This window comes from Cyanobacterium sp. T60_A2020_053, assembly GCA_015272165.1.
GTDB lineage: Bacteria > Cyanobacteriota > Cyanobacteriia > Cyanobacteriales > Cyanobacteriaceae > Cyanobacterium.
The window spans coordinates 33,927-60,115 of sequence record JACYMF010000086.1 but is presented as its reverse complement, the minus strand read 5'-3'; the positions used below and the strand labels follow the sequence as shown (position 1 = coordinate 60,115).

Annotated in this window: 23 protein-coding genes, 1 tRNA gene and 1 pseudogene; 13 read left to right on the top strand and 12 right to left on the bottom strand. The window is 35.7% G+C overall.

The window, feature by feature from the left end; translation table 11 throughout:
* The first annotated feature begins 24 nt into the window (after positions 1-24).
* Positions 25-1,050, top strand: a complete 1,026-nt coding sequence (locus IGQ45_11880; protein MBF2057885.1) for a zinc ABC transporter substrate-binding protein — start codon at positions 25-27, stop codon at positions 1,048-1,050.
* 135 nt (positions 1,051-1,185) lie between these two features.
* Here the strand turns inward: IGQ45_11880 and aroF are convergent, their stop codons facing one another.
* The 3 genes from aroF to rpsO form a co-directional block, all read right to left on the bottom strand.
* The gene (gene aroF / locus IGQ45_11875; protein MBF2057884.1) at positions 1,186-2,241 is read right to left on the bottom strand and encodes a 3-deoxy-7-phosphoheptulonate synthase; all 1,056 of its coding nucleotides are present in this window, start codon (positions 2,239-2,241) and stop codon (positions 1,186-1,188) included.
* 102 nt (positions 2,242-2,343) lie between these two features.
* Positions 2,344-2,865 carry a PAM68 family protein gene (locus IGQ45_11870; GenBank protein MBF2057883.1) on the bottom strand — a complete coding sequence of 174 codons (522 nt, stop codon included), beginning with the start codon at positions 2,863-2,865 and terminating at the stop codon, positions 2,344-2,346.
* 19 nt (positions 2,866-2,884) lie between these two features.
* Positions 2,885-3,154, bottom strand: coding sequence for a 30S ribosomal protein S15 (rpsO, locus tag IGQ45_11865; protein MBF2057882.1), 270 nt, complete (start codon positions 3,152-3,154; stop codon positions 2,885-2,887).
* 466 nt (positions 3,155-3,620) lie between these two features.
* On the opposite strand from rpsO, the gene IGQ45_11860 reads away from it, so the two are divergent.
* The gene (locus IGQ45_11860; protein ID MBF2057881.1) at positions 3,621-3,818 is read left to right on the top strand and encodes a hypothetical protein; all 198 of its coding nucleotides are present in this window, start codon (positions 3,621-3,623) and stop codon (positions 3,816-3,818) included.
* A gap of 58 nt (positions 3,819-3,876) precedes the next feature.
* A complete protein-coding gene (locus IGQ45_11855; protein ID MBF2057880.1) occupies positions 3,877-4,554 on the top strand; it encodes a TrkA family potassium uptake protein in 678 nt (225 codons plus the stop codon).
* 107 nt (positions 4,555-4,661) lie between these two features.
* On the opposite strand, the pseudogene IGQ45_11850 reads toward IGQ45_11855, so the two are convergent.
* A pseudogene (locus IGQ45_11850) lies at positions 4,662-4,832 on the bottom strand (IS1 family transposase).
* A 227-nt stretch (positions 4,833-5,059) separates the two neighbouring features.
* Between IGQ45_11850 and IGQ45_11845 the strand changes: the two are divergent.
* On the top strand, positions 5,060-6,097 hold the full coding sequence (locus IGQ45_11845; GenBank protein ID MBF2057879.1) for a GTP-binding protein: 1,038 nt from the start codon (positions 5,060-5,062) through the stop codon (positions 6,095-6,097).
* 61 nt (positions 6,098-6,158) lie between these two features.
* Here IGQ45_11845 and IGQ45_11840 read toward each other — a convergent pair whose 3' ends face one another.
* The 3 genes from IGQ45_11840 to cax all read right to left on the bottom strand — a co-directional run bounded on the left by IGQ45_11840 (position 6,159) and on the right by cax (position 7,690).
* The gene (locus IGQ45_11840; GenBank protein ID MBF2057878.1) at positions 6,159-6,344 is read right to left on the bottom strand and encodes a DUF3252 domain-containing protein; all 186 of its coding nucleotides are present in this window, start codon (positions 6,342-6,344) and stop codon (positions 6,159-6,161) included.
* A gap of 85 nt (positions 6,345-6,429) precedes the next feature.
* Positions 6,430-6,510 (bottom strand) — tRNA-Leu (locus IGQ45_11835).
* A gap of 88 nt (positions 6,511-6,598) precedes the next feature.
* The gene (cax, locus tag IGQ45_11830; GenBank protein ID MBF2057877.1) at positions 6,599-7,690 is read right to left on the bottom strand and encodes a calcium/proton exchanger; all 1,092 of its coding nucleotides are present in this window, start codon (positions 7,688-7,690) and stop codon (positions 6,599-6,601) included.
* A gap of 469 nt (positions 7,691-8,159) precedes the next feature.
* Here cax and IGQ45_11825 point away from each other — a divergent pair, with 469 nt between their 5' ends.
* From IGQ45_11825 to IGQ45_11805, 5 genes are all read left to right on the top strand, one after another.
* Positions 8,160-9,692: a hypothetical protein gene (locus IGQ45_11825; GenBank protein ID MBF2057876.1), complete on the top strand. Its 1,533-nt coding sequence runs from the start codon at positions 8,160-8,162 to the stop codon at positions 9,690-9,692.
* Between the two features lie 145 nt (positions 9,693-9,837).
* Positions 9,838-10,698: a sugar ABC transporter permease gene (locus IGQ45_11820; protein MBF2057875.1), complete on the top strand. Its 861-nt coding sequence runs from the start codon at positions 9,838-9,840 to the stop codon at positions 10,696-10,698.
* 93 nt (positions 10,699-10,791) lie between these two features.
* Entirely contained in the window at positions 10,792-11,067 is a 276-nt protein-coding gene (locus tag IGQ45_11815; protein MBF2057874.1) for a hypothetical protein, read from the top strand.
* Complete coding sequence (locus IGQ45_11810; GenBank protein ID MBF2057873.1) at positions 11,064-11,441, top strand: type II toxin-antitoxin system VapC family toxin; 378 nt, start codon at positions 11,064-11,066, stop codon at positions 11,439-11,441. Before IGQ45_11815 ends, IGQ45_11810 begins: the two co-directional genes overlap by 4 nt.
* A 293-nt stretch (positions 11,442-11,734) precedes the next feature.
* The gene (locus IGQ45_11805; protein MBF2057872.1) at positions 11,735-14,656 is read left to right on the top strand and encodes a UPF0182 family protein; all 2,922 of its coding nucleotides are present in this window, start codon (positions 11,735-11,737) and stop codon (positions 14,654-14,656) included.
* Here the strand turns inward: IGQ45_11805 and IGQ45_11800 are convergent.
* The gene (locus IGQ45_11800; GenBank protein ID MBF2057871.1) at positions 14,653-14,922 is read right to left on the bottom strand and encodes a YciI family protein; all 270 of its coding nucleotides are present in this window, start codon (positions 14,920-14,922) and stop codon (positions 14,653-14,655) included. The genes IGQ45_11805 and IGQ45_11800 overlap by 4 nt on opposite strands.
* Positions 14,923-15,216: 294 nt before the next feature.
* Between IGQ45_11800 and IGQ45_11795 the strand changes: the two genes are divergently transcribed.
* Together IGQ45_11795 and IGQ45_11790 are read left to right on the top strand one after the other, a co-directional pair.
* Positions 15,217-16,104, top strand: a complete 888-nt coding sequence (locus IGQ45_11795; GenBank protein MBF2057870.1) for a hypothetical protein — start codon at positions 15,217-15,219, stop codon at positions 16,102-16,104.
* A gap of 377 nt (positions 16,105-16,481) precedes the next feature.
* The gene (locus IGQ45_11790; protein ID MBF2057869.1) at positions 16,482-16,937 is read left to right on the top strand and encodes a phosphate-starvation-inducible PsiE family protein; all 456 of its coding nucleotides are present in this window, start codon (positions 16,482-16,484) and stop codon (positions 16,935-16,937) included.
* 315 nt (positions 16,938-17,252) lie between these two features.
* Here IGQ45_11790 and secF read toward each other — a convergent pair whose 3' ends face one another.
* From secF to def, 4 genes are all read right to left on the bottom strand, one after another.
* On the bottom strand, positions 17,253-18,200 hold the full coding sequence (secF, locus tag IGQ45_11785) for a protein translocase subunit SecF (GenBank protein MBF2057868.1): 948 nt from the start codon (positions 18,198-18,200) through the stop codon (positions 17,253-17,255).
* A gap of 113 nt (positions 18,201-18,313) precedes the next feature.
* The gene (gene secD / locus IGQ45_11780; protein ID MBF2057867.1) at positions 18,314-19,738 is read right to left on the bottom strand and encodes a protein translocase subunit SecD; all 1,425 of its coding nucleotides are present in this window, start codon (positions 19,736-19,738) and stop codon (positions 18,314-18,316) included.
* 131 nt (positions 19,739-19,869) lie between these two features.
* Positions 19,870-20,853: an alpha-ketoacid dehydrogenase subunit beta gene (locus tag IGQ45_11775; GenBank protein MBF2057866.1), complete on the bottom strand. Its 984-nt coding sequence runs from the start codon at positions 20,851-20,853 to the stop codon at positions 19,870-19,872.
* Between the two features lie 135 nt (positions 20,854-20,988).
* On the bottom strand, positions 20,989-21,465 hold the full coding sequence (def, locus tag IGQ45_11770) for a peptide deformylase (protein ID MBF2057865.1): 477 nt from the start codon (positions 21,463-21,465) through the stop codon (positions 20,989-20,991).
* Positions 21,466-21,537: 72 nt separating this feature from the next.
* On the opposite strand from def, the gene IGQ45_11765 reads away from it, so the two are divergent.
* Together IGQ45_11765 and IGQ45_11760 are read left to right on the top strand one after the other, a co-directional pair.
* A complete protein-coding gene (locus IGQ45_11765) occupies positions 21,538-21,786 on the top strand; it encodes a hypothetical protein (protein MBF2057864.1) in 249 nt (82 codons plus the stop codon).
* Positions 21,787-21,935: 149 nt separating this feature from the next.
* Positions 21,936-25,835, top strand: coding sequence for a hypothetical protein (locus IGQ45_11760; protein MBF2057863.1), 3,900 nt, complete (start codon positions 21,936-21,938; stop codon positions 25,833-25,835).
* Positions 25,836-26,189 lie beyond the last annotated feature (354 nt).

Here is a 26,189-nt window from a genome sequence, read left to right as displayed (position 1 = left end):
AAGCAACAATAATACTATACACTAATGTTTAAGTTTACAGTATCAGGGCGTTTATTTTTTTCTGGGTTAATATCTTTGGGTTTATGGTCTTGTGGTGGTAATGTTACCACGGAAAATCAAGGTAGGGAGGAGGTGGCAGAGCAACAAGAGATGGCATCTTTATCGGTGGTGGTGACAACAGATGTTTTGTGCGATTTGACGAAGCAAATTGCTTTAGATACGGTTAATATTAATTGTTTGGTTGATGCTGGAGTTGATCCTCATGTTTATCAAGTTACTCCTGATGATCGTCGTGCCATACAAGAAGCTGATTTGATTTTATACGGTGGCTATGGTTTTGAGCCTAGTTTGATTCAACTGGTATCCGCTAGGGGGGAGGGCGCTACTGCCGTAGCTGTTTACGAACAAGCGGTGACAACTCCTTTAATGATGAGTGATGATCATGGACATAGCCATGATGACGGGCATAGCCATGATGATGAGCATAGCCATGATGATGAAGAAAAGGGCGAGTTTCCTGATCCTCATGTGTGGCATGATGCGGAAAATGGTATGGAGATGGTGAGGGTAATTAGTGCAGAATTAGCTAAATTACTTCCGGATCAACAACAGTTATATCAAAGTCAACAAGATATGATTATTGCTGAGTTAACGGAGTTGCACCAGTGGATTAAGACAGAAATTGAGAAGATTCCACCAGAAAGAAGAATATTGGTGACTAATCATGATGCTTTGGGTTATTATTTGAATGCCTATAGTCTCAAATCTAATACTGCTTTAGCTGGGGTAAGTACAGAAGAATCTCCTAATTCTCGGCGCGTGGGGGAGTTAGTCAAGGAAATCCAACGTTTAAATATTCCGACTATTTTTGTGGAAAGTAGTGTTAATCCTACTCTCATGGAAACTGTGGCGCGGGAGGCTGGAGTTAAACTCGCTTCTAATCCTTTATATGTGGATGGTTTGGGGGCATCGGCGACGGGCGCTGAAACTTATCAACAAGTGCTGAGAAAAAATACTGAAACTATTGTCAATAATTTAATTGATAATTGACAGTAGGAGGAATGTAGAATGTAACATTCAGAATGTAGGAGTAATATCAGTTTCGCTTAAACATTACTTATTGATTTAAAAAACCCTTCCTCTTGCTAAAAGAAGAAGGGTTATTAGTCGGAGTTGAAGGTTTAATTATACCAGCGCCCCTACTCTTTCCCAGCGCCCCACAGCGTTACCAATAACAGCTAACTCTTTCACCACCGCATCAAAACGATCAGGAGTGAGAGACTGAGGACCATCAGATAAAGCCTTAGCAGGATTAGGGTGAACCTCAATCATTAAAGAATCAGCCCCAGCAGCAATGGCAGCCATAGCCATACTAGGTACATATTCAGATTTACCAGTACCATGACTAGGATCAATCATAATCGGTAAATGAGTTAAACCACGCAATACAGGGATGACAGATAAATCAAGGACATTACGAGCATATTCACGGTCAAAAGTGCGAATGCCACGCTCACAAAGAATCACATTAGGATTACCTGCAGCCAAGATATATTCTGCGGCCATCAACCACTCCTGAATGGTGGCAGACATTCCTCGCTTTAATAAAACTGGTTTAGATTGGGCGCCCACCTTCTTCAATAAAGAGAAATTTTGCATATTCCGAGCGCCCACCTGTACCACATCTGCTACCTCAGAGATTTTGTCTAAGTCAGCAGTATCCATTACTTCAGTGATAATACCTAAACCACTGGCGGAGCGCGCCGCATCTAATAATTCTAAAGCACTCTCACCATGACCTTGAAACGCATAAGGAGAAGTACGAGGCTTATAAGCACCACCCCGCAAAAACTTAGCTCCCGCAGCCTTGACTCTCATCGCCGTTTCCACGATCATCTCTTCATTTTCTACAGAGCAAGGACCTGCCACAATGGCAATAGGATGATCCTTTCCAAGGATAACATCACCATTAGGAGTAGGAATCACCACTTCGCTAGGTTGTCCATGACGATAATCTAAACTAGCACGTTTGAAAGGTTGTTCTACCCTTAATACGCTTTCAATCCAAGGACTGATTTCTTGAATTTGTTCGGGATTAAGGGTAGCCGTTTCCCCCACCAAACCAATTACTACTTTATGCTTACCAACAATTTTTTCAGGTGTTAATCCCCACTCTGTCAACTCATCCCCAATTCTGGAGACTTCAGACTCAGGAGTTCCCAGTTTCATTACAACGATCATAATTTACTTACCTATTTATCTAAAATATCAACGAAACTTATTAAGAATTTATGGCATAATTCAAAATCTTTCTTCAATTAATTTACCTTTGCCCTTTGCCCTCTACCCTTTTGACTCATCGCTTTCTAATGAGTTATCAGCCTTCTTTTTTCTGGCTTCTTGTCGAGCTTGGCGCCATGCTGAGGTCATGCGACCAAAGTTAGTGCTAAATTCTTCAGCGCCCCACCAACTGCCGACTCTACCCTCATCCCATGAGGTGGAAAGAATACCATAACTTAAACCTAACACACCTAACCCAAATAAGCCAAAACTTACTAATAAAACAGCAGTGTTAGGCACTTTAAACCAGTCTTGGGTGACGATTAAGTAAAACACAAAAAAGGAAGAAATCCCTAAACCAGTGGGAATACCACTAAAGATAGCCATTCTTCTGACCATTCTGCGACTGACTTCTTCGGGAATTGAGCGCAAGGAAGCATCTTGCTTACTGGTTTTTTTTGCTTTTGTGGCTACGGGTTCTTTTTTTTGGTCATTTTTGCCGGTAGTGGGAAGCTTTTTGATGACTTTTTCCTTATTTTTTTTTGGTTCAAAAGGTAAAGGCTTTCTTTCTGAAGGAGATGGCATAATTTACTATGGTGTTAGTTTAACCACGAATACCGAGTTTTTGGATTAATTCTTGGTATCCTCTAGGATTTTTTCTTTTGATATATCCTAACAAACGTTTTCTTTGACCGATTAATTTCAACAAGCCACGACGAGAGGAGTGATCTTTTTTGTTAATCTTTAAGTGTTCGGTTAATTGACTGATTCTCGCTGTTAGTAATGCTACTTGTAAGTTGGAAGACCCTGTGTCAGTTTCATGGGCTTGAAATTGACTCATGATTTCTTGTTTTTTCTCTTGGGTTAAACTCATTTTTCCTTTAATTTATCAATACTGCAATCTATGATTATACCATAATTTTTTTTGTGCTTATCAAGATTTTACTAAAAAATTTACCCTCACCCCCAACCCCTCTCCCATAGCAGGGCGTTTTCATTCTCAAAAATGTTAGTTTCTCAAACTAGCCAATAATCTGAAATTCAGAGGTTTTTAACTACTAATAAATCAATTAATAGTAAAAAATCCTCCTGTCTCCCTGAATCTCCCCCCTTTTTAAGGGGGGTTGGGGGGGATCATCCTTATATTGTCTTCTTGTCAAAAACAAATCAATTTTGATCCTGACTTTGAAAACACCCTGCTCCCATAGGAGAGGGGAGTAATATTATTGAAATCGCCCTAGTTTAAAATGGCGGAGATTCGGGGAGAATTTGATCGGCATCTAAGGTAAAATTATTTACCATTAGCTCTTTTTATAAAAATCAATAAGAAAACCATGTATATGACCCCCAAAAGTGGCGTTTTGCTACTATTATCCTGTATCAGTGCCATTGCTTGTGTCGGTTGTGTGTTTGAGTTAAGTTCAGGAAATCCGGAGTTAGGACAAGATTTGACTCGATTTATTTTCGGTTTGAGCATTCCCATTACGGTTTTATCTTTTATTTTTGCAGTGAAAGATGCGCGTGCCAATTCTCAATAATTCTTGACTTCCCTTTTCTGACAAAATAATCAACACAACTTAAATAGGATTGGTAGATATGTATGTAATTGTGGGGGGTGCTGGGATGATGGGAAGGGAATTAGCTCAAGCCTTAGTCAAAATGAATCATACTGTAGCGATGATTGATACCGATATGACGGCGTGTCAATATGTGCGAGAAAAAATCGGGGTGATGGCTTTTGAGGGTAGCGCAGTTAACACTAGCATTTTAATTGAGGCGGGTATTCGTAAGGCTGATAGTATTATCGCTACTCTGCGAGAAGATGCTCTTAATCTTGCCATGGTGACACTTTCTAAACATTATGGGGTTGGGCAGATTGTGGCACGAATGAAAGATAGTGATTTTTATGAGCCTTATCTTTTGGCGGGCGCTACCCATGTAGTTAGTACAAATCAATTAGCGATTAATCGCATTGTCAATGCCATTGAGTATCCCCAAGTTGATGCGATGATGCACTTTGAGCAGGGACAGGTAGAGGTGTTAAAATTATCTATTCCTAATGAATGTTATATTGTGGGTCAAACTTTAGCTCAGTTGGCACAAAACCCCCGTTTTCCTAAAGGCACTTTAATTATTGGTTATCAAGCGCACCCCAACGAGGATTTGATTATACCTAATGGTAAAACTATTTTGGAGCAAGGATCAACTATTTTGGTGGTGACAAAACCTGATTTGGTTAAGGATGTGATTAGTTTTTTGGGTATGTGTCGATAGGGGTTGGTGAAAAAGTATCTTGGCGATGACAAGGGCAGAGGTAAATTTAAATATAGCTTAGACTGCCATTAAATTTACTCACGGTGTTGCCGTAGGTATCAAAAGACTTAAACTACATCTTCCCTTCTGCGAAAAGAAGTTGGTACATCTTTGAATTTTAGATAGTGAATCAGTGATAAAGTATAGTACCTTAGCGTCTCTATTGATTTTGAATAACATAAAGTTTTTCGATATAGCCTAGCAAGATAGTGGCTTAATCTGGCGTTTTCCCCTTGTATTATATCAAGTTCGGATAATCACTTATAAAACAAAGTCTGTCTTTTGAGTTTTCAGCAGATATTTAATTGTAACTGTTTAAGCGAACCTGATATTACTTCTTTTCCTGCACCATACCTTGATTCAGCAACGCTTAAATTCTTATTTAACAGTTGCCATAAGTGACTTAGGATCGTTATGTAGGATATGATGTTAAGTTAAAGAATTATCGATGTGAGTTAGGAAAAAGATGACCACTACAATATCACAACAACAAGATAAAGATGTTATGGATGCTCCTAAAAGAGGATTACCCGTTACCATTATTACAGGTTTTTTAGGCAGTGGCAAAACAACATTACTAAATTATATTTTAAGTAATCAACAAGGTGTTAAAACTGCTGTTTTAGTCAATGAATTTGGAGAAATTGGCATTGATAATGATTTAATTGTTAGTACAGATGAAACCATGATCGAGTTAAGTAATGGTTGTATTTGCTGTAATATTAATAATGATTTAGTTGATGCGGTTTATCAAGTTTTAGAAAAAAGTGATAAAATCGACTACTTAGTTGTAGAAACCACTGGAATAGCTGATCCTTTGCCTGTTGCGTTGACTTTTTTAGGTACAGAATTAAGAGAAATGACAAGGTTGGATTCTATCATTACTTTAGTTGACTGTGCTAATTTTAGCTTAGATTTATTTAACAGCGAGGCGGCTTATAGTCAAATCGCCTATGGGGATATTATTCTTCTTAATAAGACTGATTTAGTTAGTGAAAATGAGGTAAATTCTTTAGAAAATCGCCTCAAAGAAATCAAACCTGATGCTCGGATTATGCGCACTACTAATTCTCAAGCGCCCCTCCCCCTAATTCTCAGTGTGGGGTTATTTGAATCTGACCAATATTATAGTGGACATCATGAACATGAACATCATAACCATGAACATCATAACCATGAACATCATAACCATGATCATTCAGCGCACCTCGAAAATGATGGTTTCACATCGGTTTCTTTTGTGAGTGAGCAACCATTTTATATTCGTAAACTACAAGATTTTCTTGATAATAAATTATCAGCAAATGTCTTTAGGGCGAAGGGAATTTTATGGTTTCATGAAAGTCCAGATCGGCATATTTTTCACTTAAGCGGTAAAAGATTTACCATTGAAGACGACACATGGAAATCAGCACAAAAAAGAGAAAATAAGTTAGTTTTTATTGGTCAAAATATTGATGGAGATTTAATCAAAGAACAACTAGCGGAATGCGTTAAAAATTAGATTTTCAAATAGAGCCAAAGCTGTGACAAGGGGTTTTAACCCCTTGTGAAAATAACCTAATTTACTTTTTCTTAGGATTAATAATTTCCAATTCAGAAAGACGAAAAGTAATTAATTTATCCCAATTTCCACCCTCAAATAAAACGGCGGCTTTTCCATCCGTTACTCTTTGTACTAAACCCTCAAAATTGTAATAAGTGTCTTCACTATTAGTCACTTTGACTGTAGAACCGGGTAAAATAATCATATCATCACCTGTTAAAAATTAATATTAAAATTGTAACAGTGTGAAGGGATATTTTTTAATCTTTACGATTAAGGATCAAAAAAAATGCGGACAGAGAGACTCGAACTCTCACATCAAAGATACTAGAACCTAAATCTAGCGCGTCTACCAATTCCGCCACGTCCGCTTATAAAGCAGATACTATCATAGCACTTCCGAGAAGGTTTTTCAAGTACCCTCTCGATGATATAACATTTTTAGCTTAAACCTAAGCCTTAAAATCCCTCAATGGCGGGATGGAAGAAGAAAGCTAAAGCAATGACGGCATAAGTTGCCAACAATAATGCTCCTTCCAACCAATTAGAGTTACCATCAGAACTGATAGAATTGGCAATTAGCACTGATACAGCTACTGCTACCAGTTCAAAAGGATTAAAATTTAAGTCCATAGGTTGCCCCATAAACCACCCAGCAATGACTAAGATGGGCGCTACAAATAAGGCAATTTGTAAACTTGAGCCTAGGGCTACTGACACGGATAAATCCATTTTATCCTTCATGGCCACGGTGACGGCGGTGGCGTGTTCGGCGGCGTTGCCGATAATCGGTAAGAAAATTACGCCGGTGAAGAGCGCAGGTAAGCCTAACTCAGCCGTGGCAACTTCCAATGATTCTACTAATAATTCTGACTCGATAGCCACCCCAAGGGTAACAACTAACAAGATACCTACCCAAAACCACAAGTTGGGTTGATAGTTTTCCCCCCCTTCTCCTTCGTCTTCATTTTCCGCTACTCCCACATCGTAAAGATAAGCATGGGTTTTCATGGAAAATAGTAGAGTCAATAAATATACTAGAATTAACACTATTGCCACAGCTACGGATAACTGTTGTAAAGTTGCTTCTGGGATACCTGTGGAGGTGTATTCTACCGCAGTGGGCAACAGAATGGCGATTACTGCTAAATTCATTACTGATGCGTTGAGGCGCGCTGTGGTAGGTTGAAAATTTTGCTCTTTATAACGCAATCCTCCTAAAAACATGGCAAAGCCCATTACTAAGAGTAAATTACCGATAATTGAGCCTGTGATAGTTGCTTTTACTACCTGCACAAAACCACTTTTCAGAGCGATAAAAGCTAAGATTAATTCAGTAGCATTTCCGAATGTAGCGTTTAATAGTCCCCCTAAATTAGGTCCTACCACCACAGCAATTTCTTCTGTGGCTTCCCCCATAAAGGCAGCTAAAGGTACAATAGCTAGAGATGCAGTGATAAAAATTACCCCTTCACCCCAATGTAAGAAATGCCCTACCACAGAAATCGGAACAAAGACTAATAAAGCGCCAAATATGATATTTTTTTTCATGGCAAAGTTGATCATTTTTTATTTGATCACATCATAATATCTATTATGGTTTTCTGATAATAATTGATGTTAGGCAAAAATAGAATTAATTGTTGGTTTTAGGTGTCAGGTGTCGGGTGTCAGGTTAAAGAATTGACAAAAAACTTATGTTTATTGATCTTTTTCTTTTTCTTGTACAAGAGTCTATTGAGAGTTTTAAACCTGAAACCTGCTACCTGAAACCTCCCTTAACTTAACATTTGAATCAGTGCGTAACGTCAGATAATAATTTCGGCTCTCTTACTTTGTTTTTTGTTTCTCGCAAAGTTGCAAAGACGCAAAGGGCATTTTTGCAACAAACAAAAGTGTTGTTTAAGAAAATGAAAAACTCCTGTAAATTTATCTTTGCTTTTTGCTCTTTTGACTAATCTGCCACAATTGATTTAGCACTAATCTATAATGTAGCCGTAAGAGTTTTATAAAGATTAGGATGAAACGTCAAATTAAAAAAGGCATAAAGACTACCACAAAACCAATTACTTGGATTTACAATTTTTGGTTTGACAATATTTTCGTAGCCAAAGTAATGGCACTAATTTCAGTGGCTAATTTAGGGGTAGTGGCTTTTGATTTAACTTATATTCCTTTTCGAGATATTTGGTTAAATGGCATAATTACGGTGGGCAGTTTCAAGTTTGGACCTTATGAGTATGAGGGCTATAAATTAACTATAGTGCCTAAAAATGTGCGAGAAAAAGTAATTCAATATGATGCCATAAAAGGTATTGTACCTTATCGAGATACTCAGGAATATTTAGACACTTTTCAAGAATTAGAAAATAATATTAATCGATATGGTTTATCTTCTCCTCAAACAAAAGAAACGTTGGCTATGTTGAGAGAACTTAGCATACAAATGATCGAGCAAAATCCATTTCAATTAGCTAATAAAAGTGGTAATTTAGAAAAGATCAAAAATTTAATGCGTCAGCGCACTTCACCGTATATTAATAATCCTCGTAATTCAGCTAAAGATGCTTTTAATAATTTTTGGACTGTTGATTATTTAGAAGGAAGATTAAATGAAGAATTAGAATTTTTTAATGAAGAGATTGTCCCTTTAGTTAATACTAATTATTTTCGTCCTATCGGTGAAAATGGACAATTTGTTGATTATTTTGGTTTAATTGATTTTCCTTTTATTGTCATTATTTTAACTGATTTTATTTTGCGGTCTTTTGTCATTAGTTTAAGATATAATGGTGTTAAAATTAATGATGCTTTTCTCTGGCGTTGGTATGATTTATTATTCTTTTTACCTATTTTTAGATGGCTAAGAATTATTCCCGTTGCTATTCGTTTAGATCAAAGTAAATTAATTTCTTTAAAATCGATTAAAAAACAAACCAGCCAAGGTTTTGCTGCAACTATTGCTGGAGATATTACAGAGATAATTTTATTAAGAGTTGTTAATCAAGTGGAAAATTTTGTGGAAGATGGCAATATCGAAAAATTACTTTCTCCTGAAAAACAAAGCCGAAGTTATATTGACCTTAATGATACTAATGAAATTAGCGAAATTGTCAGATTAATTATTGATTTAGTTGCCAATCAGGTTTTGCCAGAAATTCGCCAAGAAGTGGAAGATTTATTAAATTATATTATTATTAAAAGCATTTTTGATTCTCCGGCTTATCAAAATATTGCTCATTTACCCGGCTTTAATAATTTTCCCGAAAAGCTCAGTTATCCCATTTCTCATCAACTTTATCAAGTATTATTAGATACTATTCAAAAATTATTACAAAGTGATCCCGTTTTTGATCAATATTTAGAAAAGATTATTAGTAAATCAGGGCAAACTTTGACCTTGTCGGTGGGCGCTAAACATAATTTAGAAGTTTTAGAATCTCTTTTATTAGGCTTTATAGAAGAAGTTAAAGTTAACTATATTCGTAAACTTTCTGATGAGGAAGTAGAAGCCTTATTGGATGAGACACGGGCGCTGAAGCAACAAAATTAATGGTTAAGACAAACTCAATATAGAAAAAATTAGATAAAATAATGATTAGATTACTCTAAATAGTAGTTTTACTTACAAATTTATTTAATCTAACAAATAATAAATAGTAGTAATTTATCAATCAAAAAAAGTAAACCGTATCAAAATGTTTTCTAACTCCAAAGTTAAAATTAATTTTACGGCATGGTTATTTTTATCACCAGCCTTAATTCTTTTAAGTATTTTCCTATTTATCCCGATTTTATACCTAATTTTCTTAAGTTTTACCGATGGTAATTTTATCGATAATCAATGGATAGGATGGAGAAATTATCAAAATATTTTTCAAGATGGGGATTTTTGGCAAATTATCATTAATACAGTTTACTTTTCTATTGCGACAATTATCCCTAGTATTATCATTCCTTTACTATTAGCAATTTTACTAAAAGAGCAAATTATTTTAAAAAGTTTTTTTCGTACCAGCTACTTTCTTCCTTCCATAACATCATTGGTAGCCATGGGGTTAGGTTTTCGTTGGTTATTTCAAAATGAAGGACCTATTAATCAATTTTTATTATCTTTAAATATAACTCCAATTCCTTGGCTAAATAGCACTATTTGGGCGATGCCCGTAGTAATTTTATTCAGTGTTTGGCGACAAATTGGCTTTAATTTAATTTTATTTCTCGCTGGTTTACAGGCTATTCCTCAAAATCGTTATGAAGCGGCGCAGTTGGATGGCGCTAATGTTTGGGCGCAATTCTGGTATATTACTTTACCCGGTTTAAAACCGACCTTAATCTTAACTTCTATTACTACAGCTATTTTTACTTTTCGTTCTTTTGAGCAAATTTATGTTATGACTAATGGGGGTCCTGCTAATAGTACCAATATATTGGCATACTATATCTATCAGGAGGCTTTTCGGCAGTTTAATTTTGGTTATGCCGCCGCTAATACCAGTATCTTATTAGCTATCGCTTTTATTTTAGTCTATGTACAACTATTGATTTGGCGAGAATAAATTATTTTCGTTATCTTTTAGCAAGGTCTTGGGTATATAGTATATTTTTCTTGCATTCTATAATGAAATTATACCAACAAATAAATTTTGACCATGTTGAAAAAAACCTTTGATGTCAATTTATTACAGGATAGGTTTTCGGAGTTATTGTCAGCTATTCAAAATCAGGTAGAAGTTATTTTAACCCGTGATGGTGTGCCCTTAGCGACAGTTTTACCTTTTTCATCCAGTGAGGCAAAGGTGACTACAGATAATAAGCCATTAAAACCTCGCACTGCTGGTGGTTGGAAAGGACAAATTTGGATTGCAGATGATTTTGATGATGAGTCTCCCGAAATTAACGCTATGTTTTACGGAGAAGATGAATGAAGTTTTTATTAGATACTCATATTCTCTTATGGTGGTTAGGAGATGAAGCAAAATTATCTCCCCAAATAAGAGCAGTTATTTGTCACCCTGAAAATATGATTTTTGTTAGTGCGGCGACGGTATGGGAAATGTCTATAAAAAAGTCTTTGGGTAAGTTATTTGTGCCTAATAACTTATTAGAAAAGCTGAAAGATAATTATTTTAGAGTTTTAGATATTACAGCAGAGCATGGATTAAAAGTAACGGATTTACCATTACATCATAAAGATCCTTTTGACAGAATGTTAATTGCTCAAGCGATGATTGAGGACTTAACGATTATCACCCTTGATACTAAGTTTCCTCTCTATGATATAACTTTGCTTATTGACTAATTTTTTAATTTTACCTTATCAAATTAATAAGTAATATCAGGTTCGGGTAATCTTTTATAAAAGATTATATCTTCATAATTTACCCTCCGTGTAATTTGTTGTATGGAACTAATGTTATTTCGTTCAACAAATTGAACTAAGATTATTTTGAAATAATTGTCATAAAAAATATAAATTTATTCTGTATCTTTGGATATTTCACAACTGAGAAGGGATTGCTATATTACTGACCGGGTTTTAAAAAACCAAATAGATTTGATATGATTTGCCTAATTAAGTATTTTTGAAAAAATATGATAGAAATAACCAGAAAAAAGAGTTTATTTGATTCCCCTATAAAAATTATTTACACTATATTGATAGTGTTACTATTTACTTGGTTAATTCTGCTCGGTCTGAGTTATTTTGGAGCAGAGACTTTATGGTTTAAAGAGTTGAATTATTTTGAGGTATTTTTGACAAGATTCAATACTAAAATAATTTTGGGATTAGGTACTTTTTTAAGTTCAATACTGTTTATATTTAGTAATTTAATCTATGCAGAAAAAAGTAAAAACTTACAAAAACTATATTATGAAAACGGCAATAAAAAATATATTCCTCAATCTTCACCTGTTAAGATAAGAGTTTTATTATTTTGTGTTATTCTTTTTAGTTTTTTAATTAGTGTAAGTTTAATTTTTTATACTGAGACTGTTAATGGTGCATGGCAAGTTAGTATTAATCTTCCTAATTTAAGCACTTCGGTAGAATCACCTTTTAAGTTAAATCAATTAGCTTCTTTGGTGGGCAATATTTCGGAGACTACTTGGCAAATATTTCTGGTATTTTTCGTGGCTTTTTTACTAATTCTGAAAACAAGATTTAGTTTATATCTTTTAACAGTTATATTTAGCTTTTCATTTACTTTTATCAGTAGCAGTTATTGGTATAAGTTTTTGTTATTTTTTAACAGTGTTTCTTTTGACAAAAGTGATCCTCTATTAAATATTGATTATAGTTTTTATATTTTTAATTTACCACTTTTACAGTTAATAGATTTTTGGTTACAGGGTTTATTTATTTATAGTATTTTAGGTTGTTTATTAATTTATTTGACAGCTAATAATAGTTTGAGTGAGGGGAAATTTAATGGTTTATGTCGTCAACAATTAAGGCATATTTATTTTTTAGCTAGTGGTATTTTATTTACTTTAGCTGGTGTTCATTGGTTAAATCGTTATGGTTTATTATTATCTAAGCGAGGGGTGGTGACGGGCGCTGGTTATGCAGATGTGAGAATTTCTTTACCTCTTGAAACTATTGCTTCTTATATGGTTATTTTTCTGGCTCTTTGGTTATTTGTGAAAGGGGTGACGGGCGCTGGAAAAAATAACAAAGGTAAAAAAATTTGGTCTTTTTCTGTATTACCTTTTCTTGTTTATTTGGCTTTTTATGGTAGCGGTTTATTGTTGGTGGAGTTAGTACAAAATACCATTGTACAACCTAATGAGTTAAGCCTAGAAGAATCTTATTTAATTAGAAATATTGAGGCAACAAAATCGGCTTTTAATTTGGATCAAATTGAGGTACAAACTTTTAATCCAGAGGGCAATTTAACGGCGGAAGATTTAGAAAAAAATAATTTAACTGTTGATAATATTCGTTTATGGGACACTAAGCCAATTTTACAGGCTAATCGACAGTTACAACAAATTAGACCTTATTATGTTTTTCCTGATGGTGATATTGATCGTTACAATATTTATAATGAAAATGAAGAATTAAGGTATAAACAGGTAATTGTTGCACCAAGAGAATTAGATACTGATTTTATGCCTCTCCCCGCCAAAACTTGGGTTAATGAACATCTAATTTATACTCATGGTTACGGTTTTACCATGTCTCCTGTTAATCGTGTGGTGGAGGGAGGATTACCATTTTATTTTATCAATGATATTGGCTCTGAGCGCGATCCGGGGGAGTTAAATACTTCTTCACCTTTAATTAAAGAAACTATCCCTTTTGTGCGCCCAAGAATTTATTTTGGGGAGTTGACGGATAATTATGTGATGACTAATACGAGGGTGCCAGAGTTTGATTTTCCTAGTGGGGAGGAAAATTTTAATACGGTTCATAAGGGTTTGGGGGGTATTAATATTGGTGATTTTGCTAAAAAGTTGATTTTTTCAGTTTATTTACGAGATTGGCGGATGTTATTGACGGATAATTTTACTGAGGATACTCGTATTTTCTTTCGTCGCAATATAAATGAACGTATTAAAGCCATAGCGCCCTTCCTCCATTATGACCGTGATCCTTATATTGTGGTAGCGGATGGTCGAGAGGGAGATTATAACCATCTATATTGGTTAGTTGATGGTTACACCATTTCTAATTATTATCCCTATTCTGATGGAGGCGAGAATCATTTTAACTACATTCGTAATTCGGTTAAAGTGGTGGTAGATGCTTATAACGGTACGACTAAGTTTTATATTAGTGATGAAAATGATCCGTTAATTCGTGCTTGGGGTGAGATTTTCCCTGATTTATTTTTGCCTTTAGAGGAAATGCCGGTGGATATTCGTCAACATATCCGTTATCCCATTGATTTATTTAATACTCAGTCGGAGAGGCTTTTAACTTATCATGTGGAGAATCCTCAAGTATTTTACAACAGGGAAGATCAATGGCAAGTGCCACAGGAAATCTATGGGGATGAGCCTTTATCTATTGATCCTTATTATTTAATTATGAAGTTACCGACGGAAACTCAAGAGGAGTTTATTTTATTACAGCCTTATACTCCTGTTTCTCGTTCTAATTTGATTGCATGGTTAGCCGCGCGCTGTGATGGGGATAATTATGGTAAGTTGTTGTTGTATCAGTTTCCGAAACAACGGTTAATTTTTGGACCGGATCAGGTGGAAGCGTTGATAAATCAAGACCCGATTATTTCTGAGCAGATTTCTTTATGGAATCGTCAAGGTTCAAAAGCTATACAGGGTAATTTATTGGTAATACCTATCGAACAATCTTTATTGTATGTTGAGCCTGTGTATTTAGAGGCGGATCAAAATAGTATTCCAGCTTTAACTAGGGTAATCGTGGTTTATGAAAATCAAATCGTGATGGCTAATACGTTGCGAGGGGCGCTGGATAGTATTTTTGCACCAGATCAGGTGAATGAACCGACGATTATTCGCCCTTTACAAGAGTTGGGAATCCCTTAAAACGCTTGTATCCATTCTTTGATTTCATAATCTGTCCAAATACCATTTTCCCAATAGGGGTCTGATTCTACCAATTTTTTAACTATTTCTTCATTTTCTGCTTCATAGATGCCAAAGACTTTGCTATTATCTTTGGTAGGTCCGATGGTGATTAATATTCCTTGTTCTTTTTGTTGTTGTAAACCGGTGAGGTGCGCATTGCGGAAGGGCGCCCTCCGCACCAACACATCATCACAATAACTACCAAATAAAAGATACTTTGCCATTGCTTTAATTTTTAACAGAATATATAACTACAAATAGACTGAACAGATCATATCATTGAGTCAGCATTTTCTAAACAGTATTCATAACATATAGCAATTTTCCGACTAATGAGGTGAGCTTAAATCTTGTAATAATGAAGTAGTTTAATTTTACTTTTCTACCTTATAACTATTAAAAACGCTATCTTTGCTATAATTTTGCCTATGGTGAGCAAAAAAATTTAATTATACATACAGATTATTTTAATGGGTGTTAAAAATTTATTTTTACTGATAATACTAGGTTTAATAGCCTTGCTTTTTATACAAAATTTTCAGCAAATATCCATAGTATTTTTTGGCATAAACTTTCTTAATTTACCATTCTCTATTACCTTATTACTCGCTTTTTGTGCAGGGCTGATTTCTAGTGTGATTATTCAGCTAATCATTAAATTATCCATCCCTAAATATCCTCAATTCTACACATCTCCACAACCACCAATCAAGAATAATCCACCTCCCACTAATCCTCAGCCTTCTTATCAGTATAAAGAACCACCTATTTATGAAGATGATATACCCGAATATAACCAAGAAAAAAATCAGTTTTCATATCAAAAAGATAACGATAATTCAATAAATAATAATGATGATGATTTTTATGCAGAAGAAGTTACTCAAAAATCAATCAAAATCAAAGATAATTTGAATATATCATCCCAAGAAAAAGAAGAATATATAGAAGATAAAATAAACCAGCGCCCTTCACCCCAGCCATCATCAGAATACGAAACAGAAAAAAGCCCCTCACCCCAGCCACCATCATCAGAATATGAAACAGAAAAAAGTTCCTCACCCCAGCCACCATCATCAGAATACGAAGCAAAAAATCCTTTACCCATAGATATACCCTCCGAAGAAATATCCACAGAAACTCCTGATAAAAATGATTCATTACCAAAAAACCCATTAAAAGAAGCGCCCTCCCCCGTTAGTGTCAAACCTCGTCAAGCAGCGCCTTACTCCTATCAGCCCAAGGAAAGAACAGAAATTGTCCCCAAAAGCGCTAAAGTAAGAACTAATCAAGCTACCAATAGAAGTCCTGATGATATTTATGACGTTTCCTATCGAGTAATTACCCCTAGCAAAAATTCCCCCAACGATGATTATTATGACGAGGAAGAAGATTGGGATTTTTAGCAAAAAATATTTTGTTCCCTTATTTTGGGCTTCTAGCCAGATTTGGAGATGTGTATTTTGGGATGCTAATGTTAATTGTAGAAGAACTGAAATAATTTTTTATTAAAATTTAACTAGGGTCTGCTGAATAAATCAAAACCCTTGTCAAATAAAGGTTTAAAGTCTATTCTACACAACAAAAAGTGTCATAAATTGATTTTTTCTCTAAAAACACTCTATTTTTTCCATTCCCATCGAAAATTATTGAGACAAATTAGCAATTTATGAAAAATAACTATTTGGCTAAAGTCTTTGATTTATAAGCATTTCACCTGAAACCTGACACCCGAAGCCTGACACCTCCTCTCACCACTCCACTTTTTCAGCAAACCCTAACTATGAAGCAAATTATTAAATATTTAAGTGTAGCTTTAAACGATAAAATTTTTTTAAAATTAATTCATATTACAGAAAATATCGTTTCTAAAATATTATCTATTACTCTTATTGTAGTGATTTTTACCTCATCGATAGACTTGATTATTACATTAGGAAAAGATTTATTATATCAAGGTCAAGTAGGCTTTTTTACCACAACAATTATTGAAATTTTTGGATTATTTTTGAATATTTTAATTGCCTTGGAATTACTAGAAAATATTACTGCCTACCTTCGTAAACATATAGTACGAGTCGAATTAGTCTTGGTAACAGCGTTAATCGCCGTTGCCAGAAAAATAGTTATTTTTGATCCAAAACAATACGAAAAAATGGATTTAATTGCTTTAGGAATTGCCACGCTCTGTTTATCTTTAAGTTATTGGCTAGTGCGCAATTCTCAAATTAAAAATTAACTGGAGTGCGCTGGAAAAAAGGGAAAAGTTAAAAAGGCAAAGGGAAGAAACAATTTAGAATTAAAAAACAATTACAGTCTGCTGAATAAATCAAAACCCTTATTATATCAAATTCGGATAATTAGTTATTAAAAGATTGTATCTTCGCCCTACACCCACCGTGTAATGAATTACACGGAACCAACAGTATCCCGTTCAATAAATTGAACTAAGATTATTTTGAATTGATTTATAAGTGATCGAAAGGACATAACATGAGATGGTAAAGCCTCATCATTGTCAATGATCCATTATCAATTGTCAATTTTTCTCATGCTAACTTTGGGATAATTGTGGTTTACGACTAATTTTACGCCACCAACCTAAAAGGGTACTAGCCACAAAAATACTAGAATAAGCGCCCGCCAAAAAACCAATAATTAAAGCAAGAGCAAAATATTTGAGAGTTTCACCACCAAATAAATAAATAGCTACTAGAGGTAATAAAGTAGTTAAACTGGTATTGATTGAGCGTGTTAAAGTTTGATTAACCGCAATATCCACCGTTTCATTCATGGTGGCATTGTCCATATTTTCATCCTTGCTGATTTCTCGAATGCGATCATAAATTACCACCGTATCGTTAACCGAAAAACCGATAATAGTTAGTAATGCAACTAAAAATAGCGTATCCACTTCCACATTAGCCACTAAACCGAGAATAGCAAAAGCGCCCGTCGCAATTAGCGCATCATGAACCAACGCTACAATAGCAAAAACAGCGTAATCGGTTTTAAAACGAATACTTAGATAGACGATGATACCAAAAAATGACACTAAAAGGGCGAGAATACCAGAAGTAAAGAGTTCTTGACCAATACTAGGACCTACGGTGTCAATTTGCACAGTTTCCGGGTCAAATGTGCCAATTTCCGCAGTTAAGGCTTCCTGTAAAATAGTTCTCGTTTCCACATCGAGGGTTTGAGTGCGAATAGAAATACCCTGTTTTTCCTCGCCAATAATTTGAATACTGCTATTAGCGAGATTTTGTTTTTCTAAAACCACTCTTACATCATTAACCGTGATAGGTTGAGAGCAATTATCAGCAATGCTACAATCTTTTTCTAACTGTAACCTTGTGCCACCCACAAAGTCGATACTGGGGCGCAGAGGGGCGCCGATGACATTGTAAGATATTACCATTGCGATGATACTTATAAGACATAAAACGGCAGAGATAGTCCACCACAGTTTTTCCCACTTAACAACACTAAAATGAATCATAAAAATAATGAATAATGAATAATAATGAATAATTGATAATAGATAATTAATTATTTTTCATTGGCTTGTAGGGGTTGAATATTATTCAACCCCTACAAGATTCTATTTAATAATTAACTGGTAGCTTTACTTTGAACAGGAGTAAGATTAGGACAAAATAACTCAGGTTTTTGTCTTACCTTCGGAAAACCTAAAACCGCAATTAACAACAAAGTGCGAGTGCAAGTTAAAGCCGTAAACATACTCACCGCTACCCCAATAGCAAGAGTTAAAGCAAAACCTTTTACCAAACCCGAACCTAACCAGAATAGCGCCCCACAAGCAATTAAAGTCGTCACATTGCTATCGAGAATACTGGAAAAAGCTCGATGAAAACCTGATTCCACAGCCCGATAAAGAGTTTTACCATCTCGTAACTCCTCCCTCGTGCGCTCAAAAATGAGTACATTAGCATCTACTGCCATGCCGATGCTAAGGATAAAACCAGCAATACCGGGTAAAGTCAAAGTAACTCCAGCTAAGGAAAAACAAGCTAAATTGAGCAAACCATAGATAATTAAAGAAATATCGGCTAAAACACCGGGTAAGCGGTAATAAACGCCCATATAAACTAAAACTAGCACCAAACCAGCTAAACCAGCGATAATACTACGGCGAATGCTATCTTGTCCAAGAGTAGCGCCCACCGTCCTATTTTCCACAATCTCCACCGGCACAGGTAGCGCCCCTCCCTCAAGCTGTAAAGCTAACTCCCTAGCGCCCTCCAACGTAAAATCACCGGAAATACTAGCCCTGCCTCCAGCTATGCCGGTAGAAGCATATTCTGCGCTTACGCCGGGGGCGCTGACTAATTGATCATCGAGGAAAATTCCTAACCTTCTCCCGGTTCCTGCGATACTCTTAGTTAACTCAGCAAATAACCTTCCCCCCTCATTGTTAAACTCCAAAATTACTTCCCAAGTATCCCCCTGCTGACTAGGTTGGTATCCGGCGGAGCTTAATTTTTCACCATTTAACTCACTCTTGACATAAAGATTTTCACTAATTTCAGCAATTTGAGCTTGTTTAGCTTCAATTTGGGCTAAAATCTCCGCATTTTTAGCCTCATCATCTGTAACACCCTGAGCCTCGATTAACAACTCCGTTAATTCCCGTTGTCTCACCTCTAACTGAGCGCGAATTTCAGCATCATTAGTTTCCGTGCGAAAATCTAACTGCGCTGTGCCACCCAATACCCTTTCAGCCTCTTGAGGATCACTTACACCGGGTAATTGTACCAAAATGCGGTCTTCTCCCACACTCTGCACCACCGCTTCCGAAACACCCAAACCGTTAACCCGATTGCTAATAACTTGGCGCACGGCTTCCAAGCGATTTTCGGTAATTTCTGGCACTTCCTCAGTGGTTTTTAACTGAATAGTTAACTGCGAACCACCACGCAAATCTAAACCCAGTTGTAATGGTAAATTAATTAGAGTCACGATGGATATTACCACCAACACAATAATTAAAAGTATAAAAGTTCTTTGTTTTTCCACAATGTAATATAAATATTTTTAATAAATTAAATACACCCCTCTCCTGTGGGAGAGGGGATGGGGGCAAAGCATTTTGTACCTGACTTTGCAACCCCCCTTACGAAGCAGGGATTGGTGGGTTTTCTTCAAAACTAAATTTGATGACTCATAATTTTGCGCACCGCTTCCACAATCTGTTCAGGTTGCACAATGGTTAAACGTTCTAAAGTACCATTGTAAGGGGTAGGAATATCCTGAGACGCTAAACGGACGACGGGCGCATCCAACTCATCAAATAATTGATCATTAATAGAAGCCGTTAACTCAGCGCCGATGCCCCCACTTTTCATACATTCTTCCACAATAATCACTTTGTGAGTTTTACGGATAGATTCGCCAATAGTTTCCATATCCAAAGGCTTGAGGGAGATTAAATCGATAATTTCTGGATCAAAACCTTCTTTTTCCAACTGTTTAAGAGCTTGGGTGCAATGATGTCTCATGCGAGAATAGGTTAAAATCGTCACATCCTTACCCTTGCGTACCATTTCCGCTTTATCTAACGGCAAAGTGTATTCATGCGCCGGCAAATTTTCTTTATGATTGTATAGTAAAACGTGTTCAAAAAATAACACAGGGTTATCATCTCTAATGGCTGATTTTAATAAACCTTTGGCATTGTAAGCAGTAGAACAAGCCACGATTTTAAGCCCCGGCACCGCTTGAAAATAAGCCTCTAACCTTTGGGAATGTTCAGCACCCAACTGTCTGCCAACGCCCCCAGGTCCACGAATTACTATGGGAATTTTAAAATTACCCCCCGATGTGTAACGCATCATACCAGCATTATTGGCAATTTGGTTAAACGCCAGTAATAAAAAGCCCATATTCATACCCTCTATAATAGGGCGTAATCCCGTCATCGCAGCGCCCACCGCCATTCCCGTGAAACTATTTTCGGCGATAGGAGTATCTAAAACCCTAAACTCCCCGTATTTCTCATATAAACCTTTAGTAACTTTGTACGATCCGCCATAAAGTCCTACATCTTCCCCAAGGACAAAAACTTGCTCATTTTGTCCCATTTCTTCGTCAATAGCTTCACGCAAAGCGTTAAACATCAAAGTTTCTGCCATTTATTTTCCTTTATTATTTCTAGCTATAGCAGATTTAATCTTATCATTATTTGCGGTTTAGCAAAAACCGCTTTGTTATAAGAAGACAAGGGATAATAATTCATAATTCATAATTCATAATTCATAATTCATAATTCATAATTCATAATTCATTTGATCTACAAATAGAATACCATTGAGATGATCTATTTCATGTTGCACGATACGCGCGATAAAACCATCATATTCTCGCTGTTGTCGTGCGCCTTGTCGGTCAAAAAATTCTACCTCCAGCGCCCTCCACCGCAACACATTCCCCCTCTGTTGAGGTACACTAAGACAACCCTCCTCACCATCCACAAAATCATCACTATGGTGCAAAATACGAGGATTAATCATGGGTGTAGCTTCCATTTGTGGAGCGTAGGGATAACGAATATTGGGATGAGATGCCACTACTATCACCCGTTGGGAATGATTGATTTGGGGTGCCGCAATGCCCACACCATTAACAGGGATGACGATAGAAAGTAAATCATCGATTAATTTTTGAACTTGGGGATGGGTAATATCATCCACCGCCGTAGCCATTTTTCTTAGTTGAGGATTACCAATTTTTAAAATTTCATTCATAAACAAAGGTTGAGAAAATCCAGAAAACTGCTATATTTATCTTGATGTGCCATTTTATCTATAAGTAAAAAGATGAGCGAAGTTGTTACAGTCTTATTTGATGGAAAAGTATTGCTTCCAGAAAAACCATTGAAACTAATTCCTAATCAAACTTATACAATTACCATTGAATCAGAAAAGAAAATATCTGATGACCAACAGGGTTGGGATTGCATCGAAAAATTAATTGGTAGTGTTGAAGCACCTGAAGATTGGGCATTAGAACACGATTACTATTTATACGGTTCACCAAAACAATTTAATAATCACAATGACAAATGAAAGATTCTTTTTCAATAATAAAAAGTTTATAACCCCATCTTTTAAGACATTAGCAAAAAACTGCTAATTTAAGCTATCTTTCAATTTACCTTTGCCCTTTGCCCTTTGCCCCTTGCCCTTTTTCCTAACACTGTTTTTGATTATTATTAGTGAGTATTTTTCCCATGCAAGTTATCTTTTCCTTTTCCCTTTGGAGTCAGCTAAATCAGCTTAGTTATCAGCAATATAACACCTTAACCTGCGCCCTCCAAACTACCATTAAGGATAACATTACTAACCCTAATATTACTCTACCAAGACAAGGGGTGATTGCTTTTTCTGCTAATGAATTTTACCATCTAATAGCAACTTTTTCCCCCACAGATTCTTTAATTCGTTTAGTTGCTATAGTTAATCAAAATATTACTCAAATCAAAGATAGTCTAACACAATTTACTTTTTATAATTATCAAATTCAAGGATTAGATAATAATTTCATCAATCAATTACCCTCCACAGAAAATTTAATTAATCTAACAGAAAATGATTGGTTAAAAAAAGACGACGATTTTTATAACTTTTCTCTCTCTCAAAGTCAAAATAAACAGTTTCAATTATTAGTATCTTCAGAGCAGTATAAAAATATTAATAACCCTCAATTACCTTTTATTTTATCAGGGGAGAAGGGCGCTGGGAAAACCACCACAGCCGTTTATTCAGCATTAAAACACAGCTACGAAAAAAGAAATATAAGCGACTATAAAATAATTTATATAACGAAAAATCAACACGAAAAGAAACAAGTTAATAACTTAATCAAAGAAACAATCCAGCGCCCTTCACCCAACCTAATTATTGAAGACTACCAAAGTTTTGCCAAAAATTTAGCCATTGCTAATAACTTAATCAGTAGAAACCAATTTTTAGCCCAAAGACAAGTAACTAAGTATAAATTTTTAGAACAATTTTGCCAAGAGAAAAAGATATTAGGCTTAGACTACTCCATTTTATGGCAAGAAATAAAACAGATAATTAAAGGATCAAAAAAAGCCCTAAAAAGTGAAAATAACTTAATTAGCATTGCTGACTATTTAGCCTTGAGAAACCAAAGTTTTTTTCCTCAATCAAGTGACTTTAACAATATTTATGAAATAGCCAATCAATATCAAAACTGGCTAGAAACAAATAACTATTGGGATGAAACAGATTTAGCACAATATCTTCATAAAAACTTATCCCCCGACAATAGCCAAACTTATCATGTTATTTACATCGATGATACTCACCACTTAAATGAAGTACAAATTCAGCTTATTTTTGATGTCTTAAAAATTGGTAATAAAGATAATTACTTACCGCAACTATTCTTCATTGGAGAAGATAACTCCCTAACAAATAACGTTAATTTAGGGTGGGGAAAAGTTAAAAAAATTGCCGTTGAAGAGTATGTAAAATCGCCATTATGGATAAAAATTCGTTCAGCATTTGAACCAAAAGAATTAAGCTACAATTTCCAAAGCGGTGACGCTATCGCTAATTTAAAAGCCTCTTTAGTCAATTTGACTGCGATAAATGCTCAATATGAAGAAAATATTACCCCTCAATCTTCATGGTTAAAAAACTATCCAAAACCATTAATTATTTCTGGTTTAGAAAGTGAAATCTTAGAACAAGGTTTTCGTTTAGGAGCAGGTAATGCTATCGTAGTGATGAACGAAAACGACAAGAAAAAATTAATAAGTTATTTTCCTCAAGACTCAGAAAGAATTGTTTTAATCAATCAACTAGAAGATTTACAATTTAAAGGAGTTTTAGTGTGGAAATTATTTAGTAATTTAGGTCAAAATATTCAATCATCAAATAGCTTATTAGCACAAAAATATCGACTTATTTATAACTCCATTCGTTGCGCTACCGAAAAACTATATTTTTATGATCAAGAAGTTAATGAATTTTGGAATTTAGCAGGGATTAGCGATTTAATCGAATTAGGTTATCCCACAGAATTAGATAATCTATTCGAGGAAAATAACCAAGATATTAATAGTATTACCGAGTTTTATTTTCAGCAAGGTAATGAAAAAGCCTACAAAATTGTTAGTCAACTTTACTTCCAAGCTAATGATATTTTAGGAGCAGCAAAAATTGAAGCACTATTAGAAGAAATTCAGGGAAATTGGGGTAAAGCTGGAGATATTTGGAATAAATTATTTATTTTTGATGAGGCGATTCGTTGTTGGAATGAAGTTGATAAAAAACTATGGGAAGCAAAGTGGGCTAGTTCAAAAAAAGAGGATTGGAGTCATAAAGGGCTTTATTTCGAGGAAAAGCATCTTTTTGATTTAGCTAATTATTGCTATGATAAAGCTGACGATTTTGCTGGAAAATTACGTTGTTTAGAAGCTAATAATCAATGGGAATTAGCAGGGGATAAATGTCGAGGCAAAAGCCAGTTAAAAGAAGCTCAAAAATACTATGAATTAGCAGATCAATATTATCGAGAAATTGGCAACTTCAAAGCATCTATTCAGATGTGGACAAAGCTAGGCAAATTAGAACGAGTCGCCGTAATTTGGGAACATTTACAACAGTGGGAAAAAGCCGGTAATTGTTGGCAAAAAGTAGGAGAAATTGAGAGCGCTGCCGTATGTTGGCAAAAAGCGGAAAAATGGTTAGAAGCGCAAAAATGTTGGTTAGAGTTGGAAAGATGGGAAGATTTAGCACTATCCTATGAGCAACAAAAAAATTGGACGGAAGCAGCACAAACTTGGCTAAAACAAGGTAACACGGAGAAGGGCGCTTTTTGTTATCAATGGGCAAATCAATGGGATTTAGCAGAGAACTTATGGCGTGAATTGGAGTGTTGGGGTTATGTTGCTATCGCACTACAACAGCAACAAAAATGGCAAGAAGCGGCTCAAATGTGGGCAAAAACCAGCGCCCTTGAACTAGAAGCGCTATGCTATCAACAATTAAAAGATTGGCAAAAAGCGGAAGAATCTTGGTTGAAAGCCAATAATTGGCGACAAAGTGTGATGTGCGCTGAAAAACAGGGAAAATGGCTAGAATCTGCCGAAAGTTGGGAAAATTTGGGCGAATGGCATCATGCAGGGAAGGCATGGGAAAAAGTTAACGAATGGGAGAAAGCAGCGCTATGCTATGAGCAGGGAGAATATTGGCAGGATGCCGAGCGCTGTTGGCGTAATATAAATGAATTATCTGGTATTGCATTGAGTTTGGAGAAGCAGGGTAAATGGTTACAAGCTGTGCCAATGTGGGAAAGTTTGCAGGATTGGGAAAAAATGGCTAGGGCATATCAGGAAGCTGGAGATTATGCCAAAGCTGGAGAAGCCTATGAAAAAGCAGAAAAATGGCGCGCGGCGGAAGACTGTTGGCGCTTGGTAGGAAATCAAAATAAAGTGGATGAAGCCTGTGTTAAACAAGGTAAGTGGCAAGTGGCGGCTAATGATTGGTTAAAATCAAATCAAATTGAAAAGGCGGCGCTTTGTTATGAAAATTGTCAGGATTGGGAGAGGGCGGAAAAATATTGGCGAATGTCTGGTAATTGGGAAAAATTAGCGCCCGTCTGCGAAGAAATGGGGCGCTGGGAAGACGCAGCGACAGCTTATCTTAAAGTTGAAGATATGGAAAAAGCGGCGCTTTGTTATCAACAGTTAAAACACTGGGCGAAAGCCGAGGAATGTTGGCGTAAAATTTGGCAATGGGAACAGGTGGCTCAAATGTGCGAATATCAAGAAAAATGGGCGGAATCTGCCAAGGCATGGGCGCTAACTGATAATTTAGCTAAAGCAGTGGAATATTACGAAAAAATTGAGGATTGGGAAAACGCTGAAAATTGTTGGCGCAAGTTGAATAATTGGGAAAAGTTAGCCCAAGTATGCGAGTATCAAGATAAATGGGAAGAAGCTGCGCAGTTGTGGAATTTTCTTAGCCAGTGGCAAAAAGCAGCTGAGGCTTGTTTAAAAATGGATGACATTCCCACCGCTATCAAGTATTATGAACAGGGAGGTTATGTTGACGAGGTGAAAAAATATCGTCAGTTATTATAAGTCGGGGTTGCTGAAAAAGTGGAGTGGTGAAGGGAATGTAGAATTTAGAATATAGAATTTTTGATAGAGAAGAAAAAATACGTTATTTTTAGAGAAAAATGGCTATTTTTGGCACTTTTTCTTATTTTTATTGTAGTTAAGATCAAGTTCGCTTGATTGGTGACAAATTAATAATATCAACATCTTAGTTCAATTTATTGAACGTGATCCTGTTGGTTCCGTGTAATTCATTACACGGTGAGTAAAGTGCGAAGAGATAATCTATGTTGTAACTAATTATCCAAACTTAATCTAACAAGGGGTTGAAACCCCTTGCCTTATGGTGGGTTTGCTTCTTCTCCCCCGTCGAAAACT

Coding starts and splice junctions, on each gene's coding strand:
- IGQ45_11880 (MBF2057885.1), top strand. CDS start 25: ATGTTTAAGTTTACAGTATCAGGGCGTTTATTTTTTTCTGGGTTAATA.
- aroF (MBF2057884.1), bottom strand. CDS start 2,241: ATGATCGTTGTAATGAAACTGGGAACTCCTGAGTCTGAAGTCTCCAGA.
- IGQ45_11870 (MBF2057883.1), bottom strand. CDS start 2,865: ATGCCATCTCCTTCAGAAAGAAAGCCTTTACCTTTTGAACCAAAAAAA.
- rpsO (MBF2057882.1), bottom strand. CDS start 3,154: ATGAGTTTAACCCAAGAGAAAAAACAAGAAATCATGAGTCAATTTCAA.
- IGQ45_11860 (MBF2057881.1), top strand. CDS start 3,621: ATGACCCCCAAAAGTGGCGTTTTGCTACTATTATCCTGTATCAGTGCC.
- IGQ45_11855 (MBF2057880.1), top strand. CDS start 3,877: ATGTATGTAATTGTGGGGGGTGCTGGGATGATGGGAAGGGAATTAGCT.
- IGQ45_11845 (MBF2057879.1), top strand. CDS start 5,060: ATGACCACTACAATATCACAACAACAAGATAAAGATGTTATGGATGCT.
- IGQ45_11840 (MBF2057878.1), bottom strand. CDS start 6,344: ATGATTATTTTACCCGGTTCTACAGTCAAAGTGACTAATAGTGAAGAC.
- cax (MBF2057877.1), bottom strand. CDS start 7,690: ATGAAAAAAAATATCATATTTGGCGCTTTATTAGTCTTTGTTCCGATT.
- IGQ45_11825 (MBF2057876.1), top strand. CDS start 8,160: ATGAAACGTCAAATTAAAAAAGGCATAAAGACTACCACAAAACCAATT.
- IGQ45_11820 (MBF2057875.1), top strand. CDS start 9,838: ATGTTTTCTAACTCCAAAGTTAAAATTAATTTTACGGCATGGTTATTT.
- IGQ45_11815 (MBF2057874.1), top strand. CDS start 10,792: ATGTTGAAAAAAACCTTTGATGTCAATTTATTACAGGATAGGTTTTCG.
- IGQ45_11810 (MBF2057873.1), top strand. CDS start 11,064: ATGAAGTTTTTATTAGATACTCATATTCTCTTATGGTGGTTAGGAGAT.
- IGQ45_11805 (MBF2057872.1), top strand. CDS start 11,735: ATGATAGAAATAACCAGAAAAAAGAGTTTATTTGATTCCCCTATAAAA.
- IGQ45_11800 (MBF2057871.1), bottom strand. CDS start 14,922: ATGGCAAAGTATCTTTTATTTGGTAGTTATTGTGATGATGTGTTGGTG.
- IGQ45_11790 (MBF2057869.1), top strand. CDS start 16,482: ATGAAGCAAATTATTAAATATTTAAGTGTAGCTTTAAACGATAAAATT.
- secF (MBF2057868.1), bottom strand. CDS start 18,200: ATGATTCATTTTAGTGTTGTTAAGTGGGAAAAACTGTGGTGGACTATC.
- IGQ45_11775 (MBF2057866.1), bottom strand. CDS start 20,853: ATGGCAGAAACTTTGATGTTTAACGCTTTGCGTGAAGCTATTGACGAA.
- def (MBF2057865.1), bottom strand. CDS start 21,465: ATGAATGAAATTTTAAAAATTGGTAATCCTCAACTAAGAAAAATGGCT.
- IGQ45_11765 (MBF2057864.1), top strand. CDS start 21,538: ATGAGCGAAGTTGTTACAGTCTTATTTGATGGAAAAGTATTGCTTCCA.